19 protein-coding genes and 1 pseudogene are annotated in these 19998 nt (G+C 42.3%); 10 read left to right on the forward strand and 10 right to left on the reverse strand.

Annotated elements, in window-relative coordinates; all coding sequences use genetic code 11:
• Positions 1–27 precede the first annotated feature (27 nt).
• The 5 genes and pseudogenes from ACS8FA_RS26620 to pilG all read right to left on the reverse strand — a co-directional run bounded on the left by ACS8FA_RS26620 (position 28) and on the right by pilG (position 4114).
• Positions 28–885: a CheR family methyltransferase gene (locus ACS8FA_RS26620; RefSeq protein ID WP_439266328.1), complete on the reverse strand. Its 858-nt coding sequence runs from the start codon at positions 883–885 to the stop codon at positions 28–30.
• 185 nt (positions 886–1070) lie between these two features.
• Positions 1071–2357, reverse strand: a pseudogene (locus ACS8FA_RS26625) (methyl-accepting chemotaxis protein); the annotation flags it as partial.
• 303 nt (positions 2358–2660) lie between these two features.
• A complete protein-coding gene (locus ACS8FA_RS26630; protein ID WP_160022438.1) occupies positions 2661–3191 on the reverse strand; it encodes a chemotaxis protein CheW in 531 nt (176 codons plus the stop codon).
• A 3-nt stretch (positions 3192–3194) separates the two neighbouring features.
• Positions 3195–3557, reverse strand: a complete 363-nt coding sequence (locus tag ACS8FA_RS26635) for a response regulator (RefSeq protein ID WP_057761573.1) — start codon at positions 3555–3557, stop codon at positions 3195–3197.
• A 179-nt stretch (positions 3558–3736) separates the two neighbouring features.
• Complete coding sequence (pilG, locus tag ACS8FA_RS26640) at positions 3737–4114, reverse strand: twitching motility response regulator PilG (protein WP_057761576.1); 378 nt, start codon at positions 4112–4114, stop codon at positions 3737–3739.
• Positions 4115–4798: 684 nt separating this feature from the next.
• Between pilG and ACS8FA_RS26645 the strand changes: the two genes are divergently transcribed.
• The 7 genes from ACS8FA_RS26645 (at position 4799) to ACS8FA_RS26675 (ending at position 13273) form a co-directional block, all read left to right on the forward strand.
• Positions 4799–6019 (forward strand): efflux RND transporter periplasmic adaptor subunit, encoded by a 1221-nt coding sequence (locus ACS8FA_RS26645; RefSeq protein ID WP_439266324.1) that lies wholly within the window; start codon positions 4799–4801, stop codon positions 6017–6019.
• A 259-nt stretch (positions 6020–6278) separates the two neighbouring features.
• The gene (locus tag ACS8FA_RS26650; RefSeq protein ID WP_057761578.1) at positions 6279–7001 is read left to right on the forward strand and encodes a response regulator transcription factor; all 723 of its coding nucleotides are present in this window, start codon (positions 6279–6281) and stop codon (positions 6999–7001) included.
• An 85-nt stretch (positions 7002–7086) separates the two neighbouring features.
• Positions 7087–9216, forward strand: coding sequence for an ATP-binding protein (locus tag ACS8FA_RS26655; protein ID WP_439266321.1), 2130 nt, complete (start codon positions 7087–7089; stop codon positions 9214–9216).
• A gap of 256 nt (positions 9217–9472) precedes the next feature.
• Complete coding sequence (locus tag ACS8FA_RS26660; RefSeq protein ID WP_057761581.1) at positions 9473–10243, forward strand: methionine ABC transporter ATP-binding protein; 771 nt, start codon at positions 9473–9475, stop codon at positions 10241–10243.
• A 19-nt stretch (positions 10244–10262) separates the two neighbouring features.
• Positions 10263–10949, forward strand: coding sequence for a methionine ABC transporter permease (locus ACS8FA_RS26665; RefSeq protein ID WP_114701591.1), 687 nt, complete (start codon positions 10263–10265; stop codon positions 10947–10949).
• 170 nt (positions 10950–11119) lie between these two features.
• Positions 11120–12097, forward strand: a complete 978-nt coding sequence (locus tag ACS8FA_RS26670) for a MetQ/NlpA family ABC transporter substrate-binding protein (protein WP_439266318.1) — start codon at positions 11120–11122, stop codon at positions 12095–12097.
• A 327-nt stretch (positions 12098–12424) separates the two neighbouring features.
• Positions 12425–13273, forward strand: a complete 849-nt coding sequence (locus tag ACS8FA_RS26675; protein WP_439266316.1) for an aldo/keto reductase — start codon at positions 12425–12427, stop codon at positions 13271–13273.
• 100 nt (positions 13274–13373) lie between these two features.
• Here ACS8FA_RS26675 and ccmE read toward each other — a convergent pair whose 3' ends face one another.
• The 5 genes from ccmE to ccmA form a co-directional block, all read right to left on the reverse strand.
• Entirely contained in the window at positions 13374–13874 is a 501-nt protein-coding gene (gene ccmE, locus ACS8FA_RS26680; protein WP_102091822.1) for a cytochrome c maturation protein CcmE, read from the reverse strand.
• A 243-nt stretch (positions 13875–14117) separates the two neighbouring features.
• Complete coding sequence (gene ccmD / locus ACS8FA_RS26685) at positions 14118–14348, reverse strand: heme exporter protein CcmD (protein WP_439266313.1); 231 nt, start codon at positions 14346–14348, stop codon at positions 14118–14120.
• 16 nt (positions 14349–14364) lie between these two features.
• Positions 14365–15153, reverse strand: coding sequence for a heme ABC transporter permease CcmC (gene ccmC / locus ACS8FA_RS26690; RefSeq protein ID WP_420229574.1), 789 nt, complete (start codon positions 15151–15153; stop codon positions 14365–14367).
• 244 nt (positions 15154–15397) lie between these two features.
• Positions 15398–16105: a heme exporter protein CcmB gene (locus tag ACS8FA_RS26695; protein ID WP_439266368.1), complete on the reverse strand. Its 708-nt coding sequence runs from the start codon at positions 16103–16105 to the stop codon at positions 15398–15400.
• An 84-nt stretch (positions 16106–16189) separates the two neighbouring features.
• Entirely contained in the window at positions 16190–16819 is a 630-nt protein-coding gene (gene ccmA / locus ACS8FA_RS26700) for a heme ABC exporter ATP-binding protein CcmA (RefSeq protein ID WP_439266311.1), read from the reverse strand.
• Between the two features lie 162 nt (positions 16820–16981).
• Here ccmA and ACS8FA_RS26705 point away from each other — a divergent pair, with 162 nt between their 5' ends.
• The 3 genes from ACS8FA_RS26705 to ACS8FA_RS26715 all read left to right on the forward strand — a co-directional run bounded on the left by ACS8FA_RS26705 (position 16982) and on the right by ACS8FA_RS26715 (position 19989).
• Positions 16982–18091 (forward strand): hypothetical protein, encoded by a 1110-nt coding sequence (locus ACS8FA_RS26705; protein WP_439266309.1) that lies wholly within the window; start codon positions 16982–16984, stop codon positions 18089–18091.
• A gap of 30 nt (positions 18092–18121) precedes the next feature.
• The gene (locus ACS8FA_RS26710) at positions 18122–18946 is read left to right on the forward strand and encodes a type III secretion system chaperone family protein (protein ID WP_439266307.1); all 825 of its coding nucleotides are present in this window, start codon (positions 18122–18124) and stop codon (positions 18944–18946) included.
• Positions 18947–19074: 128 nt separating this feature from the next.
• On the forward strand, positions 19075–19989 hold the full coding sequence (locus ACS8FA_RS26715; protein ID WP_101206032.1) for a histone deacetylase family protein: 915 nt from the start codon (positions 19075–19077) through the stop codon (positions 19987–19989).
• Positions 19990–19998 lie beyond the last annotated feature (9 nt).

Consider the following 19998-nt stretch of genomic DNA (forward strand, 5'->3'; position numbering starts at 1 on the left):
TTCATCCTAACTCGTCTATGCACTAATTTAGGCACTAATTTTTTGCCACACATTAACCTGTGGGTGCGCAATGCGGCGCATATTTGAAGGACGCCAGAACAACGCCTCACCTGGAGCCAATATAATATATCCCTCTAACGCGCACTGCTCTGACAACCGTGCCAAAATATCACGCTGATCAAATTTACGAAAATATAGCAGCATGTTTTGGCAAATAATCACATTCTGAAGATGCGTAGTGGGTGGTTTTTGTTCAATAATATTGTGTACAGAAAAATTGACATGTGGCTGCAATACAGGCGCTACCTGCCAATTCTCCTGCATACTATTAGCCGCTTCTGGTGTGTCAGGCTTCGATCTGTTTAATGTAATCTTAGATGGCAGCGGCTGAACAAACGGCTGACACGATTGCGGGATTAAAGCTTGTTGCCTGTTATCATATTGCCCCAACCGTGCGCTTTTAATAGCCTCTTCGCTGATGTCTGTCCCTAATATGACATAGTCTTGACATCGCTGTGCGGCCAAGCTCATGGCCAGTGACCAAGCTTCTTGTCCACTTGCGCAGCCAACACTCCAAATACGAAATAAACTATCAATGTTGTCAGCTTTATGATGCTGCAATGCATACTCTGTAACAAAGTTGATAGAGGGTCTATGTCGAAAGAAGCGACTCTCATGAATGAGCACTTTATCTAGCAACTGCTGACGCAACTCATTATTTCTCGATAGTTGATACCATAATTGTTGAACGCTCAATCCGTTCGACATCGCAGTACAATCAATTGCATTAGCCAACCACTGTAGCTGTATGTCTGGCAGCACAAATCCAGTCTCTTGCTCTATGTACTTCTGCCATCGCTGCACATCCAAACTGTCGACTTTCATCAAAGTATTGCCCAATGTCAGATCAACTGTATTAAGCAGATGGTTTAACTAATTAACACCATCTATGCCAGACAAATCGTCTACTATAATTACGGCTTCTTTCTATCATTCTTGATACAGCAGTTTTGTTCAATATAAAGAACAATAGAATACTATCAATCTGGCTCTAAAAGAGTAACTAATCACTAAACGCTTTCTTTCAATGCGCCTTCCGTATCTAACACTTCATAATCTACTAGCTCGTCGTCGTTCGATACCTTAAAGCCTGTTACCGATTCCTGTAGTGCTGCTGCCATTTCACTGAGCTCACCAATAGAACGGGCTGTTGCCATCGTTCCAGAAGAAGTTTGTGAGGTGATATCTTGAATGATATTCATGGTGTGAGAAATATGACCCGCAGACTCAGCCTGTTGTAATGCAGCGTTCGAGATGTTTTGAATCAAATCAGCCAAAGTATTAGAAACGCTCTGTACCTCTTCTAGTGCTTCACCCGCATCTTTTGCTAAGCGTGCACCGCGTACAACCTCAGAAGTTGTTGATTCCATCGACATAACTGCTTCGTTGGTATCGGCCTGAATGGTTTTTACCAATGTTTCAATCTGCTTAGTAGCATTAGCTGAACGCTCAGCCAGACGCTGTACTTCATCAGCAACAACCGCAAAACCTCGGCCCGCTTCTCCTGCCATCGATGCCTGAATAGCGGCGTTCAATGCCAGAACGTTGGTCTGGTCAGCAATATCGTTAATTAGTCCAACGATATCACCAATCTCTTGCGAAGACTCACCAAGGCGCTTAATACGTTTTGATGTTTCTTGAATCTGATCACGAATAACGTTCATACCCTCAATAGAGCGTTGTACCACTTCTGCTCCATTGTGAGAAATAGCAACTGAACGCTGGGCAACCGTTGCAGATTCCGCAGCGTTGTTTGAAACCTGATCAATTGAGACAGTCATCTCATTAATAGCGGCCGATACACCAGCAATTTCTTGTGCTTGGTGTTCAGAAGCTTCTGCCAGTTCAACAGCATTCATCTGCGTTTGCTCTGAAGACTGTGAGACTCGGTCAGCAGTGCTGTTAATAACCAAAACCAACTGTCGTAATTGGTCAATCGCAAAGTTGACTGAATCAGCAATCGCCCCTGTAAAATCTTCTGATACAGTCGCATTAACAGTCAAATCACCCTCTGCCAAATCACCCAACTCATCCAGCAGACGTAGAATAGCGATCTGGTTACGTTCGTTTTCTTCTTGGATTTGACGCGCTCGCTCAGACTCAGCTTCTGCTTCTTGGCGACGACGCAAGGTTTCTTTCTCAATAAGTGATCGCTCTGATCCACCACGGTGTTTCAGTAGCTGGTACAAAGCAAACACAATCCCTAATGCGCCGATTGCAAATACAGCCGCTGGCAAGATAACGGATTGATTGAAACTATCGAAATACTGACTTACCGATGATAGCGAGTTAACTAGCCAAATCAGACAAGCCAAACTTAATAGAACAAAAAATCCTAACAATAGCTTCCAAGTACTATCAGCGTCTTTGCCATCTGCTGATGTTTTAGCCATACCAGCTACAGGTTTTTTTATCACATCACTCATCTTGCGTCTTCCTTTCAAACAGTCATCAAAGTCTAATTGTGGCTGACTTTGACAATCGTATTGTTATCTAAACAATGATTAGCAAAGCCTGTATAAATGCTGACATCGAACCCTATTATGTCAGTCGCTATTTCTCTGTCGTTACTTAACAGACAGGTCTTCTATTATCGACAATTATATTGCAGCATCTGAATACTGAGGATCTTGTGCGAGCAAACTTGGCATAAATACATACCAGTCTTGGTCATTTTTGAAAAACTTGCCATGGTTATAAGGCGCAAACGGCGACTCTGGATCTATGGCTTCTGGACGATACTGTTCTTGTGTGAACTGTTCGATACCAAGTACTTGATCCACCAGCAGTCCTGAAAAGTTATTGTCATAATCAATGACGATAACTTTCCGTTGGCTCATTTGTGTCAAGCGACTAGGGACTTGCAAAAAATGCGACAAATCCGTCAACGGTAAGAGTCGCCCACGAATGTTGGCAATACCTAGCATCCATGGCTTTACTAGAGGTAGGCTAGTATATTCTGGCATAGATAATACCTCTGATACCTGACCCATAGGGGCAACTAAGCGCTGCCCACCAATTTCAAATACCACACCTTGCCAATCAAACTCTTGGCCACCGCGGCGACCGCTTTTGCGCGCGCGTGCCAAATCTGCTAAACGCAGAAGCTCAATAAATCCTCTAGAAGCCACAAGTTACTCCATCACTTTGCGAATCATATTGACCAATCCACTTTCATCAACTGGTTTGTTCATATATTCTTTGGCGCCCTGACGCTTGCCCCAAACTCTATCTGTTTCTTGGTTTTTGGTACTGATCATGATGACAGGGATATGAGCAGTGGTTTTACCGCGAGTAATCTTGCGCGTGGCCTGAAAACCATTCATTTCAGGCATGACCACATCCATCAAAATCACATCTGGTAAATGTTCAGCTGCCATCTGGCAACCCTGCTCACCATTGGTCGCTTCCAACACTTGAAAGTTATTTTTGGCAAGCATATCGCGAAATTTCGCCATTTCTGATGGCGAGTCGTCAATGACTAAAACGGTAGTCATAGGAGGTTCCTTTAAGTTCTAAAATATCTGTGAAGATATATTGATATATGGTTCAGATAAAATGATTAAAAATAGTACTTATAAATCTACTGGTAGCCATTCTTTAATCATAATTATTCAGTATTGAATAATCTGGAGCGATAATATCAATCACTCCGTTCAAGTCTATATTTATTCGATTAACGGTACTGATTAATGGCATCAAAAAGCTCATCTTTACTAAATGGCTTAGTCAGATACTCATCAGAACCTACAATGCGACCACGTGCCTTATCAAATAGACCATCTTTAGATGACAACATGATTACCGGTTTATTGGCATAATCAGGGTTATTTTTTATCAGTGCACAAGTCTGATACCCATCTAGACGTGGCATCATAATGTCGACAAAAATAATATCTGGATTGTTATCTACAATCTTTGCTAATGCATCAAAACCATCGATGGCGGTCACTACTTCACAGCCCGCTTTTTGTAATAAAGTTTCTGCAGTACGGCGAATGGTTTTTGAATCATCAATTACCATTACTTTTAAACCTTCAAAATTATTTTCCATTCTCATTGTCCTGTAAACGACTATTTGTTCGTAACGCTATCTAACAATACAAAATTTTCTTGGCTATTTTAAACTTTTATATCATCTCTTGTCAGATCGATATAAGTACCTACATTTGCATTGTTTGCGTTGAAATTTGTTATAACAGCGAATCTTCTGCAATTGATGCCTACTGACTAATCGCGGTATCAATATAACGTACTATACGCACTTTATTATTAATCTTACAAAATCTAGCGTTATTTAAGTGCCTTGGATAGGTTAACTTACCCTTCAAATATCTAATAAGAAAGTCAAATATAAAAATTATTCCAATTAACTATAAATCCAATTTTCAACATATAAATAGATTGAAATTTGAATTGAAGGTAGCGTTATTATATTTTTGTATTGTATATAACTGGCAAGGATATTACCGGATAATTTTCATTTGTAATAAAAATGTATCAATGCATTTTATAGTGTTTGTTTTAGCACAGTTATTATTGCTTTTCCAGTAATTAGTAAAATTATGTTCGAACTCATTAGTATCACAAATAGCTGTTCTTATTTATTAAAGGCGTAACTTCAACTTTCCTTAATACTTGAATTATCAGCTTTCTTAAGTTTAGTAAATATCTTACAGTCGTTCCACCGCGTTACAATTCACTATATAATAATATGACGATTACAATGGTGACTGCTATGACAGCTTCTAGACGTTTAAGAAAAATCCTCTATTTATTCAGCGTACTATTTATCGCAGCTTGTCAGCCGTCACCTGTAAATGAATCGACTGTTACTGACACTGAAGCAGAGACCGCTGACACGCCACTTATCATCACAAGTGATAGTGTCACAATGACGCCAGAACATATCTTGAGTATCAAACCTTCAAGATATCAGCCGAGTCTCGGATTACAAGGTAATATCGAACCTATCAAGCAGACCACATTTGTTGCGGTACATCCGATTCGTATAGAAAAAACACTGGTCAGTGAAGGTCAATGGGTAGAAAAAGGCACACCATTGCTTGTCTTTAGACGTACGGGCACTGCTAGCAAAGCTGAAGATCTAAAAAAGCCTGAGCAAGTTAATTCAGAATCGAACGATGTTAATAAAACAAATCCAGAAGATACGCAAAACTCTGATGCTAATTCCGCACAAGCTGCGCCAGACACAGACATTGCTGTTGTAAGAAAAACTGATAGTGACAAAACGTTAGAAGCAATATCTTCGATAGATACTGATAGCAACATCACTAATCAAAATGCAGACGTTAATACTGCTAAACAAGATACGCAGTATAATTCGATTACCATTCATGCCAGCTTTTCGGGTCGGATAGAAAACTTATCTGCTGATGCAGGACAACAGTTAGCGGCGCGCACGTCTCTACTACAGATCAGTGACGAGACCAAACTGCACTTTATGGCTACCCTGCCTATACAAGCAAAACCACAGCTTTCCGTTGGTCAGACAGTCAATTTTACTGCCGATGGTATCTCAGACAAGTTTACGGGACAGGTCAGCAAACTGGTATCGACCAGTCAGCCCAAAAAGCTCTTGGTCTATGTTAATGTCATCGACAACGAAGTAAGTCGTGATAAGTTATTGCCAAATATGAAAGTCACAGGGCGCGTCAATTATGGTCAAATAGATGTAGGCACTATCGTACCTAGGCGCGCGCTACACGATGTCGACCTGACAGAGTTGCAAACTCCTCCTTATATGCCGCTACAACCATTGACTGCAAATGTTTGGATAATCGGACAAGATCAGCGTTTAACACGCCAACCTATTGAAGTAGTTGAATACGATCCTACTACGCAGCAGTATTTGATAGCAGGTGTGAGTAATGATAGCTTGATTTGTTTGGCTGACTTACCTGTTGATTCTAAAGGTAAAAAAGTCATTGTGTCATAATAGCTTATGCTGACAGTTACATTTGGTAGAAACATTAACAAAGCTTCTCTTGTTTTGTAACAGCATAATTAGGCAATATGACCCTACTATATATAGCATTATCCGAGTATTAAAATACGACTCACATTTAATTATGCGCTATTCTGTATATTTGAAAACGTAGAGGCTTAATAGTTTAATTATTTATTATTTCCAACAGCTCATCACTACCGAAAACGTTATATTTTTATAAATCACAATAACAATTAGAGGACATCCCATGAGTAAACAGATTTTATTGATTGAAGACGATCCAGATTTGGCTGAGCTGATCAGCGATTATTTGACCATGAACTATTATGACGTGCATCATGCTGGACTTGGTCAAGAAGGTCTCGACTTATTAGACACCAAAGAGCGCGATATTGACTTGGTTGTATTGGATCTTATGCTACCTGATATGGACGGTATGCAAGTGTGTCAAAAGATTCGTGGCAACAAGAATAACATGACCAATAAAGTACCTATTATCATGCTGACCGCAAAAGGCGATACAACCGATCGAGTGTTGGGGCTGGAGATGGGTGCTGACGATTATATCGCCAAGCCTTTTGAGCCACGTGAGCTTTTAGCTCGTATCCGTGCGGTTATTCGTCGTCATGAGCAACCAAATCAAGCCGATAGCCAATCAGACAGCTTAACTTTTGGTCGTTTGAGTGTGTTCCCTGATAGTCATGAAGTCACTATCGATGACCAACCAGTACGTTTAACCACGCATCAGTTTCAGTTGTTACACTACTTTGCCACTCATTCTGGCAAGGTGTTGAATCGTGAGCAACTCTGGCAAGCGATGCCAAATGATGACAGCTCAGACAATATTGACCGTGCAATTGATGTACATATTTCGCGTCTACGTGCTTTGATCGAGGACAACCCACGTCAGCCAAAGCGTATTATTACCGTACGCGGCGTCGGCTATCAATTTGCCACTGATCAGGTGTAATCGTAAAGGATGCCTAATTAGCTGACTCATGATGTAAACTCTATATCATGAGTCGGTACAAGCGTTTAATAATAGAGATCGTTTAATGCAGCAATTGGGTTTTCGTTCCGTATTTGCCAAACTATTTGCCAGCGTTATGCTGGCACTTACTTTATTTGCTGTAGCAATGGTGCTGTTAACCCAACTTGTTCATGATAAAGATGCGGGCATACGCTCAGAGATATTAGCCACACAGATTCTGGGCCAGATCGATCCATTCTTACACGAATTAAATATCTCCATCAGCAAAGACAATCGTTTGCAGTCTCGTTTTATGCTGGCTGTCGTTAAGAAAAGCTTTGATATTTTTGATGAATCACTGCAAGCGAAAATGGGATTGTATGACAGCGAAGGTCGGCTGCTTATGCAAACTGACAATAGCGACCTACCCCTAGAGCTTCCCCCTACTCCGTCTTTGTTCTCGCGCGTTTTTCCATCACTTGCAGATACATCACCTACTAAGCAAGCTCAAGTGTATAGCAGTACAGGTTATACCTTACTGTATGAATCACGTCTAACGCCTAAAAAACCTGTCCTTTCTGCAGCCCTGAACTTATTCACTGGTACGCTACTACTGCTACTAATCATGGCAGGTGTGCTATGGTTGATTGCACGGACGATGACATGGCGGATTGACCAGTTGAGCCAACAAATGACTCAATTGGGTGATGGTGATTTTACGGTGCGAGTGAATGCACGTGGTAATGATGAAATCGCTGCATTAGCACGCGGATTCAACCAAGCGGCACAAAAAATTGAACACTTAATTGATGCCAATAATTTACTATTAGCACATGCTTCTCATGAGCTACGCACACCGATTACACGTATCCGTCTACAGATTGAAATGATGGATATGCTAGCTGGTGCGTTGCCAACTGATACTAAAGCAAAGTTCGATAAACGGGCACAGGCTATCAACAGAGACTTGTCAGGTCTTAATGACTTAGTAGAAAGTATATTACTGGTTAGCCGTTTGGATGCAGGACATGCCTTACAGCAAGTTGAAAAACTAGACTTGTATGATCTAGTAAATCAAGAACGTCAGCACTATCCTGAAGCCACGTTGATTGGTGAGCACATCGTGATAGATGGTCAATCATCAATGTTGACTCATGTGATTCGTAACTTACTTACCAACGCTATGCTACATGGCAAGCCACCTGTTACGGTATTACTATATGGTGTTCAGAGCATAGAAGAGGCCGGAACTGTACCTGACTATCTATTACAAACAGTGCTATGCAGCAGTTTTGTCGATTACAACAGTTTAGACTTTGACGATTATGAAGAAAACGCTGATGCCAAAGTAATTGAACACAAAACTGCTAAACATGAAGCTACTAGTTCAGTTGATAAAAATAAATCAGAAACGACTGACTCGATAGCAGAGCTACCGACGCCGACTATCTATAAAAACGGTGAAGATATAGCTGCTCACAATGAGAACAACGAGAACAATGATGAAGTCAGTATTGATAACGGCCTTTCAGATGAAAGCTCGATAGACAGTGCTAGCAAACCCCAACCTACTACTAGCGAATCATCACTACTTGCTGACTATTACAGCTTTACCAGTGAATTAACTGACAGAATTAAGAAAGTTATTTGGAAGGCTGTTCCAGACTCCAATGAACCTGCTAACGATGCTGACAGTATTAGTAATACTGACATGACTGAAGTAGCACCCACAAACTTTATAAGCAACGTAGAAAGCGAGAATACTGACACTCTCATCGAGAACAGTGCTCAAAAATCAGATAAATCTATTACTGATACCGCTACTAAAAATAACGGATCAAACAATACGAAAGATGATGCCAAATCTAATAGCTCAAATAATGAGAACTCAAGCGCAGTTGTGCGTAAAGAAGGCTTATTTGCTAAGCATATGAAGAAAGCCAAAACTGAGCCTGAACGTCCTTTACCAAAGTATGCGGTGCTGGCTGTAATCGACGAAGGCACTGGTATCCCTGAAGGTAAGCGAGAAGAAGTCTTTAGCCCATTTGTACGTTTGCAGCAAAAAAACAAAGGCTCTGGATTAGGGTTATCCCTAGTTTCACAAATCGTTACCGCTCATCAAGGGCGTATTATTACAGATACCTTAAATGGTCATACTAGATTTTTGGTGACCATCCCAATTCATCATGACCCTCATTACAACTATCACGAGTAATCAATCCCCACCATTATATAGATAGCTATCACGCTGTCGCCTTCATACTTGCCATTTTAACTGCTTATGATTAATAGCTATTAATCATAAGCCAGACACGTATGTGCATATCCAAAGTGCCTGATAATATGCTATATTACCGCCCCTTATTATACGGTTATTGACTGTTGTCGTTTTGACAAGCTTCTTACATATTGAAAGAGGCCTGATGACGCGTTCTTAACCATTAAAAAATTTATTAAATTTCGAGCCCTCCATGAATGACATGATTGTCTTAAACGATGTGACCAAAAGTTTTTTAAGCGACCGATCAATCAAAGACAAAGACGGCAAACCACATTGGTTTACCGCTGTTGAGCCGACATCTCTGACTATCAAACAAGGCGAAATCTTTGGTCTAATGGGTTATTCAGGCGCAGGTAAATCTACCTTATTGCGCCTAATCAATATGCTTGAACGTCCAGATTCGGGTCAAGTCGTGATAGATGGTACTGACCTAACCACGCTGTCTGCCAGTGAACTACGCATTGCCCGTCATAATATCGGTATGATTTTTCAGCAGTTTAATCTGATGTCTAATCAAACGGTTTTTGATAACGTGGCATTTAACTTGAAAATCTCTGGTTATCCAAGTCGCGACATTCATAAGCGCGTCATGGATTGTCTTGCGATTGTTGATTTGACCGATCGTGCTGGCCACTATCCTGCGCAGCTATCAGGCGGACAAAAACAGCGTGTGGGTATTGCCCGCGCGATTGCCCCTAGTCCAAAAGTATTGTTGGCCGATGAGCCAACCAGTGCGCTTGACCCTGCAACAACCCGTAGTTTGCTGACTTGTCTGCGCGATATCAATGAGCAGCTTGGCGTGACTATCGTCATCGTGACCCATGAGATGAGTGTTATTCGTAGACTTTGCGATCGCGCAGCATTATTGCATCAAGGACAACTATTAGAAGTTGCGGATGTGCGAGACGGTCTGATTCAAGCAACCACCCCGATTGGCAAAGGCCTAGTCGTCGAGGACTAATGAGGCAGGAGAAATAGATATGTTAACTGGTACTGAATTATCCGCCTCTATAGACAAGCTGCTTGTGTTACGCAAAGAGATCGCAAGCGCGTTTATTGATACGTTTGTGATGCTTGGTATTTCCACCACGGTCGCAATCGTCATCGGTGGACTGTTTGGCGTATTCTTGTTTTTGTCTAGTGATCGACAGTTTTTGCAAAACAAGACGTTGTACGGTGTGCTTGGCGGTATTACTAACTTTATGCGTGCTTTCCCTTTCGTGATTTTGATGATTGCGATGAGTCCGTTTACCAAGGCCATCGTTGGTACGGGTATCGGACCGATCGCTGCATCTCTCGTACTTGCTATCGCAGGTTCATTTTATTTTGCGCGTTTGGTCGAGCAAAATTTACGCGAAGTGCCGCGCGGTATTATCGAAGCAACCGAGTCGATGGGTGCCAGGCCTTTTACCATTATTAAAGTACTACTTAATGAAGCACGCTCAGGTTTAGTATTGTCAGTCACTATTCTTTGTATCAGCTTGCTCTCTTATTCAGCGGCGGCTGGTATGATCGGTGGTGGCGGTTTGGGTGATTTGGCCATTCGTTATGGCTATTATCGCTATCAAACTGAGGTAATGATTTTTATCGTGATTGTATTATCTATCATGGTCGTCTCGATTCAAGCCTCTGGTAACTGGCTCGCCAATCGTTTAGACAAACGTTAAACCGCTTTAGAGAATACTTGACTTTACGAGCGACTAGGTTTATTTTTGGCAACACTCAACCCTTATCTCAGCTCTTACAACAAAAGCAGCATTACTATTTATAATGTTGCTTTTTTAATGTTCAGACGATAAACGTTTTACTCAACCCCATTCATTATTAAGGACATATTATGAAATTAACAGATATCAGCCGTCAGTTAGCTACCGCATTTGCCGCTGTTGGTGTATCAGGTTTGGTCTTAGTCGGTTGCAGCAATTCATCAGCGCCAGAAGCGACTAAAGAGCCAGTAACCGAAGGTACCACTGCAGAAACTGCCGCTAGCGATATCGATCCTGACCATACCAAAATTGTTATCGGTACGACTGAAGGCGATTTTGCTGATATGGTTCGTAACCAAGTAAAGAGCACGCTTGAAGCTCAAGGTTATGAAGTTGAGTTGATTGCTTTTACTGATTATGTCCGTCCTAACCTTGCATTGGCTGAAGGCGATTTGGATATCAACATCTTCCAACATAAGCCTTACCTTGATACTTTCAAAAAAGAAAACAACCTTGATTTGGTTGAAGTATTCCAAGTACCAACGGCTCCACTTGGCATCTACTCAGGTAAAAAGACTAGCCTTGACGCTGCATTCAAAGGTATGAGTGTTTCTGCACCAAACGATCCAAGTAACTTTGCTCGTGCTTTGGTAATGATGGATGATCTTGGTTGGATTACCCTAAAAGACGACATCGATCCATTGACTGCGTCAAAAGCTGATATTGCTGACAACAGCAAATACGATATCGAAATCGTTGAGCTAGAAGCGGCTCAATTACCACGCGCACGTGATGAAGTTGACTTCGCAGTTATCAACGGTAACTATGCTACTGACTCTGGTATCAAATTGACCGAAGCATTGTTCCAAGAGCCAAGCTTTGCTTATGTAAACTGGTCAGCGATCAAATCTGCTGATACTGGTAAAAAATGGGTTGAAGATGTGACCAACGCTTATAACTCAGAAGCTTTCAAAAAGTACGCTCATGAAACGTTCCCTGGCTACAAGTACCCAAAAATCTGGGGTACTGATCATAGCGCACATACGGACACTGCTGCTAAAACTGAAAGCTCTGACGCTCCAGAAACTACAGAAGCTGCTGCTCAATAAGACTTTAAATCAAAAGTACCTAGTTTTTTAGGTGCTATGATTAATAGAAACGCCCATGATTTAGAGTGATGGGCGTTTTTTTATTTTTGATTTTGGGAGTGCTATCTTCCAGTACCGTTATCAAAAGACTAACTGTGCATTAAATAACTATTAAAAATCACGTTACAGCCTGTTTGCCCTTTGTAGGAAACCGTCACTCACTCTTCCACTTGTCCTTGGTTTTTCCTATAGTGGACAGGCTCAATAGTGATTTACTCGTTAGACCATACTATTGATGACATTTGAAACTAATGAAAATTATAAGATACACATAACAAGGATAATAATATGAGCGCTAAAAACTATAATATTCGTACCGCTGGCCAAGCAAATATCCCAATCCTAGGCCTAGGTACTTGGCAGTCAACTGGGCAAGATTGCGTAGATGTGGTCAAAAAAGCGTTAGAAATGGGTTATGAGCATATCGATACCGCTCAAGCTTACGACAATGAAAAAGAAGTTGGCGAAGGTATTAAGCAATCTGGCGTGGCTCGTGATAAGTTTTTCTTAACCACCAAAATATTTCCAGATGACATGAAGTTTGAGCCAGAAAAGCTGAAAGCTGCTGCCCAAAAGTCACTAGAAAATTTAGGCGTGGACTATGTTGATCTGTTATTACTACATTGGCCTGATGACCGCGTACCATTATCTGAGACCATCCCTGCATTGTGTGAATTACAAAAGCAAGGTCTAACGCGTCATATCGGTGTCTCGAACTTTAATATTGCTAACATCACTGAAGCTGAAAAATATGCGGACGTACCTATTGTCGTAAACCAAGTTGAGTTTCATCCGTTCATTAAGCAAGATACATTACAAACCTTTTTGAACAACCATCATATTTTGCTAGAAGCTTACTCACCACTCGCTCGTGGCGATGTATTCGACAATGATGTTATCAAAGAGATTGCGGATAAGCACAACGTAACACCAGCACAAATCTCACTAGCGTGGATCTTATCAGACAAGCATCGTGTGGCTATTCCGAAAACGTCTAACCCTGAGCACTTGCAAGGCAATCTAGACGCCATCAAGGTTGAGTTAAGTGCAGATGAGTTAGAAAAAATTGGTAACCTAGCCAGCTCTGACGGTCGTAAAATTGAACATCCTGACTATAGTCCAGTATGGGATGACTAATAGGGTTAATAAGTACGATTAATTGATTAGCCAAACAAAGCTCAATAAAAAGCCACCGATAATCGGTGGCTTTTTTATATGGTATGAAAACTTATAATCGCTACTGTTGTAGCGTTTCGGTCTCATGAATTTTTTCAGCAGGATTATACTGTTCAGAAGTAGGTATCGCTCCGCTGCGATTATTTTCTTTCATAGATTTAGCGACTTCTGGTGGCATATAGTTTTCGTCATGCTTGGCCAATACTTCCCCAGCGACGAAAGTATCGCCCTGCATTTTACCCGTGGCCACGACGCCTGAATTTTCAGCAAATAAATCTGGCAGAATACCTTGGTAAGTCACTGGCACTGTTGATTGAAAATCAGTAATCGCAAACTCAACATTTAATGGATTGTCTGCTGCACGCTGCACACTACCGGCAACCACCATACCACCAGCACGAATACGTTTGTCTTGAGGCGCTTCACCTTGGGCAATAGCGGTTGCATCAAAGTAGTAGTCAGTTTGCTGCCCGATGGCATAGATAACCAACATAACTGCTACGGCCGCACCTGCCAGTGTAAACATAACCCACGTCAGTTTTTTCCGACGAACTGCATTCATACCACTACCCCATTAATGAGTCACTGTTTTATAAATCATAATCAATCTATAAAGCAGAAAAATTTGAAGAAACCACCATTAGAAAAACGTTCTAAAAATGTCTTTCTAATCGTACTCTTCTAATCGCTATATGGTAGCATTTTTCAGACAAATCAATAAGCCTCATCACTGCCTATAAGGTCATATTTTTGTCAGTGTAAGGATACGGTTTCTTACGCTAAAACCATGATATTAAGTTGATTTTTATTCAGATTGCCTAATCACAGAAGTCACAGGCTTTGAGGTTTTGGTAGTCCGTTGTGCTTGACGCGCTTGTTGGATGGTCAGCTGTTTGATAAGTGAATGTCGCTGTCTGCGGCTATAGATAATAAATGCCAACATCACGCCGATCGTTATCGCCCAGCACGACCACACAAAAACCCCATGCTTACCCATGGCGAAAAACTCAGATACGCTATAAAAGTAAGGCTGCATAGTATTTTCCTAGCCGTTATTTGTGTTGACCACGAATGTATTCTTTGACCCACGCTTTGCCTTGATCACGGTATAAAATCAGCGTGTTAGTACGATAAATCGCTAATGTCGCAACCAGTAAATAGCTGCCAATAATCATCAGTAGCAGAGGCATCCACATATCTGCCGACATCTTCGGTGCGGCGGTCAAACTAAAGGTCGCGCCTTGATGCAAGGTATTCCACCACTCTACTGAGTACTTGATAATAGGCAGGTTCACTGCGCCCACAATAGATAAAATAGCAGCCGCTTTACCGCGATTGGCCGTATGCTCAAAAGCGGCAAACAGTGCCATTACACCCGCGTATAGAAACGCTAATATCAGCATTGACGTAAGGCGTGCGTCCCATACCCAGTAAGTACCCCACGTTGGTTTCGCCCAGATAGAGCCTGTAAGCAAACTGATGACACACAGCAAAAACCCCATCGGGGCAAGTGCCTGCGCGACCAAACTGGCCGTCTTAATCTTCCATACCAAATAAATTACCCCCAAGACTGCGAGAGAAAAATAGATAGAAATGGCAAGACTGGCAGCGGGAACATGGATAAAGATAATGCGATAGCTATTGCCCTGAAGATAATCAGGCGGCGCAAAAGCAAGGCCCCATATGCTACCTATGAGCAAACAGAGACTGGCTAATATCGCTAACCACTTAACCCAAGGGCTAAAGATACGAAAAAACTGCTTGGTACCCACAGTGGTCAAGAAACCCTGCCAAATGCGCTGCCACAAGCTAGGGGATGAGACGTTATTCAGGTTGGGCATGGGAAGAAACCTATTACACAGCTTACTGGCGATAAAGGATGCGGTCTATAAAAGCACCACTATCAACTCACCTGCTGGCGTTAAACACTGGATAGAATCTACAAAGAGCTGTTTACGTATTCAATTGACTATTATAGCAAAATTGCCAGTTTTCACCACGATGTTAATACATGTGATGCAGATAACTAGATTTAGATTGCTAGGTTTAGATAACTGGGCTTTAGGATTGCAACAAGCAAATCGTTTAATTGAGCCATGACATTCTTAAAGTTGTAGCAATCACCCAAGGCATAACCAAGACAGAAACAATACTTCCTGCAAGCAATAAGGCTAAAATGGGTAAACCGTTCAGCCCAGAAGCAAATAAATCAACCGCACCCGTAGCAAAAATCAAGACTGGCAACTGCATCGGTAAAGCAATCAAAGGCACCAATACTGCCCCATTCTTTAACGATAGCGTCAAACTACTGGCAATCGCGGATAGCATTAGGAGCATCGGGCTACCTGTCACGATAGAAGCCATCAATATCCACGCTTCAAACCAACTGAGCTGAAATAACGGCACGGCAAGCAAGCTAAGCGCTGCCACAATACCACTACTAAAAATCCAATGAATGACCAGTCTAATCAGCACCCATAACGGTAGTGACGCTTTGGCCACGACCAATTGCGCAAGCGTACCATTATCAAGCGCAGGCTTGAACAACCCATCAACGCCCATTACCAGTGACAGCAACGCAGCAATCCACACTGCTGATACGCCCAGACGCTGTAATAGCACAGGCTCACTACCCACTGCTAACGGAAACAAAGTAATAATTACTAAGAACAGCACTAATGGATACAACCATTGTACCGCTCCTTGCTGCTTGACTTGCCATTCACGTCGCCACAGCTGCAGGAAGCCAATACTGCGAGGCACTGCGACAATAGCATTTGGACTTTTATTCATGGATGCTACTGATCCTACTTGTATTGGACTGTCTGTCATTATTTGTCCTTGCACGTATACTGATGGTACTGATAGCAATCAAACTTATACCATATAATCTGACAAATCGAGCACCTGATTGGCGACACCGACTGCCTGATGACTGGTCATTAGTATCGACCCGCCAGCCTGTGCAAATTCGCATAACCGCGCTTCCATACGCGCCACCATATCGACGTCCAGTGCCGTGAAAGGCTCATCAAGTAACCAGAGCGGTGTCACATCAGGAGTTAACAAGTACAATCGTGCCAGCGTGATGCGCCGCGTTTGCCCAGCGGACAGATGACTTGAGCTGATCGTTTCAAACCCTTGTAGCCCAACCCATGTGAGTGCATCGTCAATATCAGCAGCGCTTGGCGTGATGCCATATAAGTTCAGTAGGAACGTCAGGTTTTGTGCCACTGTCAGATTCGGATGAATGCCTAACTGGTGCGAGACATATAAAGGCTGGATGGGCAGGCACGATTGTCCTTGATAAGTAACTTCACCTGACAAAACAGGTAACAATCCAGCCAACTGCATGAGTAACGTGGTCTTTCCCGTCCCATTTGCCCCGATTAGATGGCAAATACTACCTGCAGATAGCTGCAACGCAACTCCTTCGCACAGCGGTATCTCACCGCGCTGAACCGTCAGCTCCTCAAGTGCAAGTAAAGGCGTATCCAAAACCGTCATCAAAACCTCTGGTTATTTATCAAGCAGCAATCAATATTCATCACAAATAAAGGTAATGTTCGTGGCATAATACCCTATGCTCGCTACAAACACACAGTATAACAAATTGTCGATTACTCTGACTTCAAAAAGTACAACCTCAAAAAAATACGACTTTAAAATATGACTTTAAAACCTATGCCGACTTCACAAGATAGCCAAAAACCTAACACTGCTGCAGAGACTAAAAATGACAACGCAGACACTAACTTGTCAAAAGAGCCATCAGCCAGCCGTTTGACAGTAGATAGCTTGATCGATGCTCAAGTCAACTTTATGCAACGGTGGTTGCACAATCAAGCTGAGCCACTAGCGATGGAAGCTTGGCAATGGTTTGGTACGCAGCCTTTGAGCAAATATATCACCTGTGACCATTTACAGCAGCTGATGAAAGACTGGCTGTTAAATCAGCCGATGACTGAGGTGATGCGTACCGATATCCGTGATATTTTACACACCATTATTTATCACCCAGTCAATGACAACGTGCCTTTGTCTGAGCTGGTCGATGATGCCCAAGTCGAAACGCTGGCCAACTATATCGGTAGCCATAAGCAGCAGCGTAACATGTTGATTCATACGCTGGTCGGTAACGAAACCTTTGCAGATTTATTGACCCAAACACTCTATCACGCTATCAATGACTTTATGGAAAGCACCCTCGATAAAGCAGGTGGCGTTGGTAAATTGATGAAGCTTGGACGTAGCTCTTTTGAAAAGGCGACCAACAGAAACCTCGATGAAAAACTGCAAACCTACTTGCATCGCAATATCAAAGATTTGACGCGCAAAGCCGAAGCCAATGCCCAAGAACACTTGTCAAACGAAGAGGTGGCGCGCCTGATTGTTATGGGCTGGGATCGTATCAAAGACCAACCAATTAGTGAACTACAAACCTATTTAAGCGATGAGCCCGGTAATAGTAGCATTGACCATATCGAAGCCAGTATCCAACAAAGTTATAATCGCCTGCGACTGTCACCATATCTGCACAGCTTAGTCTCGGCAAGCATTGACACTTGGTATGCCAATCATCAGTCTGACACGATGGCGACCATTGCGGCGAGTTTGCACATTGATGAAGCGGCCATGAAGCAACGTAGCACTACACTACTGCCTATCGTGTACGATGCTCTTGAGACGCCTTGGTTGACGGCTCATATTCGTGAAATGCTAGCAGCGTTCTATGCACAGCCTGCTATCAAAGAAGGTTTGGCATTCACTCACGATTAATTTATAACCCTTACTTGTCAGCATACTATTATGAGTCAACACAATAAACTCAGCTTGTGGCAAAAGATCAAACGGTTACTGACTGCTTCCGCACCGCAGTCAGTCATCGATGCTGCAAGCGAGCAAAGGCCTGCATCACTTACTGACAGCGAGATTAATAATACAAAAAATATAGCAGCTGATATTCCTGATATTTCTCATGAGTTAGAGACGAATCAGGGCAGCGAACAGGATAACCCTAAATCACAAGCGCAAACAAATACATCTCAACTCAAAACCGATAACTTAGAAACCGATAGCGCAAATGCAGAACCTCAAAACCAGAGTGACACACCTATCGTCGACTGCTTAAAGCAATACTTCAATGACAAACAGTGGCACTACACGCATTATCGACCCAAAACTAACGACAGCCAAAAATCGCATCACTTATCCTTGAGAATGCGTCATAAGCAAATAAACTGTGGCTATCTGTTTCGGGTGCAAGAAAAAAACAAACTATTGGCCATCTACGGCATCTTGCCATTTTTGATACCAGAAAGTTATCAAAGTGCCGCGATGCTACTCATCACCCAAATCAACTATGACATGCTAGTCGGTAATCTAGAGATGGATGTTAACGATGGTGAGATACGCTACAAAAATGCTATCGATGTCGAAGCAGTTGGTATAGATAATGAGATTATTGAGCATTTACTGCAAAGCGTGGTTGCGATGACCACGGTTGCAAGCGAGCTATTTGGCAACTTGGTTAATAATCAAGACCCTGCCGAAGACATGCAAACATTACTGTTAGAGCTACGTCAACAGTCAGACGCGCGCACATTCTTTTTGCCGACTCAGTTTGTTCAATAGTTCAGTTTGTTCGATAATTAAGTTCATTCGATGAACCGGTTTTTCAATCAAGCCATAATCTACGATCGCGGATACTTATCTCTTTATTTTTCTATCCAAAAAACCATCAATACTAAGCTAGAAATCTTATGCTAAAAATCGCCTACTCTGACGTCTTTCGCTATTCCGTGCCAGAAAAGCACCGCTTCCCTATGCAAAAATACATTATGATTCCTGAGCGTCTACTGGCAGAAGGCACTATCAGCCAAGATAACTTCTTTGCCCCTGCTCGCTTGAGCGAAGATGAGATTTTGACCACGCATACTGCAGAATACTGGTATCAGCTTAAGACTCAAACACTGCCGCGCAAGGCTGCTCGTGCGATCGGATTTGAGATGACGCCGCAGTTGGTAGAACGCGGTCGTTATATTGCTCATGCAACGTATGAGTGCGCGCTATATGCTCAGCAATATGGCGTGGCTATGAATGTTGCAGGCGGCACCCATCACTCTTTTGCTGGTCATGGAGAAGGGTTTTGCGTATTTAACGATGTTTGTATCGCTAGCAATTTATTGTTAAATCGTGGACAGGCACAAAAGATTTTAGTTATAGATTTAGATGTTCATCAAGGTAATGGCAACGCCAGTATCATGGCAGATGAGCCACGCGTTTTTGTCTTTAGCATGCACGGTGCAAAGAATTATCCGTTTCGTAAGCAAGTATCAGACTTAGATATTGAGCTAGACAACGATACTGGCGATGCTGAGTATTTACAGATATTAGAAGACACGCTGCCACGTTTAATCGCTGAAGTTGCGCCAGATATGATTTTTTATCAGTCTGCAGTCGACGTGCTCGCTACCGATAAGCTCGGCAAACTTGGTTTGACACAAGCAGGGTGCAAGGCGCGTGATGAATATGTACTGCAGCAAGCAAAAGCCGCCAATATCCCTGTCGCTATCGTGATGGGTGGCGGCTACTCAGAAGATATCGAAGACGTGGTCGAAGCGCATTGCAATACCTTTCGTTTGGCACAGCAGATATTTTTTGAGGAATTGGTCTAATAAAATATC

The sequence above is a fragment of the Psychrobacter sp. 1Y1 genome, assembly GCF_051847395.2.
Lineage (GTDB): Bacteria > Pseudomonadota > Gammaproteobacteria > Pseudomonadales > Moraxellaceae > Psychrobacter.

Excerpts from the sequence above, each read along its gene's own strand:
- ACS8FA_RS26620 (WP_439266328.1), bottom strand. The coding sequence starts at position 885 with ATGAAAGTCGACAGTTTGGATGTGCAGCGATGGCAGAAGTACATAGAG.
- ACS8FA_RS26635 (WP_057761573.1), bottom strand. The coding sequence starts at position 3,557 with ATGACTACCGTTTTAGTCATTGACGACTCGCCATCAGAAATGGCGAAA.
- pilG (WP_057761576.1), bottom strand. The coding sequence starts at position 4,114 with ATGGAAAATAATTTTGAAGGTTTAAAAGTAATGGTAATTGATGATTCA.
- ACS8FA_RS26645 (WP_439266324.1), top strand. The coding sequence starts at position 4,799 with ATGACAGCTTCTAGACGTTTAAGAAAAATCCTCTATTTATTCAGCGTA.
- ACS8FA_RS26650 (WP_057761578.1), top strand. The coding sequence starts at position 6,279 with ATGAGTAAACAGATTTTATTGATTGAAGACGATCCAGATTTGGCTGAG.
- ACS8FA_RS26655 (WP_439266321.1), top strand. The coding sequence starts at position 7,087 with ATGCAGCAATTGGGTTTTCGTTCCGTATTTGCCAAACTATTTGCCAGC.
- ACS8FA_RS26660 (WP_057761581.1), top strand. The coding sequence starts at position 9,473 with ATGAATGACATGATTGTCTTAAACGATGTGACCAAAAGTTTTTTAAGC.
- ACS8FA_RS26665 (WP_114701591.1), top strand. The coding sequence starts at position 10,263 with ATGTTAACTGGTACTGAATTATCCGCCTCTATAGACAAGCTGCTTGTG.
- ACS8FA_RS26670 (WP_439266318.1), top strand. The coding sequence starts at position 11,120 with ATGAAATTAACAGATATCAGCCGTCAGTTAGCTACCGCATTTGCCGCT.
- ACS8FA_RS26675 (WP_439266316.1), top strand. The coding sequence starts at position 12,425 with ATGAGCGCTAAAAACTATAATATTCGTACCGCTGGCCAAGCAAATATC.
- ccmE (WP_102091822.1), bottom strand. The coding sequence starts at position 13,874 with ATGAATGCAGTTCGTCGGAAAAAACTGACGTGGGTTATGTTTACACTG.
- ccmD (WP_439266313.1), bottom strand. The coding sequence starts at position 14,348 with ATGCAGCCTTACTTTTATAGCGTATCTGAGTTTTTCGCCATGGGTAAG.
- ccmC (WP_420229574.1), bottom strand. The coding sequence starts at position 15,153 with ATGCCCAACCTGAATAACGTCTCATCCCCTAGCTTGTGGCAGCGCATT.
- ACS8FA_RS26695 (WP_439266368.1), bottom strand. The coding sequence starts at position 16,105 with ATGAATAAAAGTCCAAATGCTATTGTCGCAGTGCCTCGCAGTATTGGC.
- ccmA (WP_439266311.1), bottom strand. The coding sequence starts at position 16,819 with ATGACGGTTTTGGATACGCCTTTACTTGCACTTGAGGAGCTGACGGTT.
- ACS8FA_RS26705 (WP_439266309.1), top strand. The coding sequence starts at position 16,982 with ATGACTTTAAAACCTATGCCGACTTCACAAGATAGCCAAAAACCTAAC.
- ACS8FA_RS26710 (WP_439266307.1), top strand. The coding sequence starts at position 18,122 with ATGAGTCAACACAATAAACTCAGCTTGTGGCAAAAGATCAAACGGTTA.
- ACS8FA_RS26715 (WP_101206032.1), top strand. The coding sequence starts at position 19,075 with ATGCTAAAAATCGCCTACTCTGACGTCTTTCGCTATTCCGTGCCAGAA.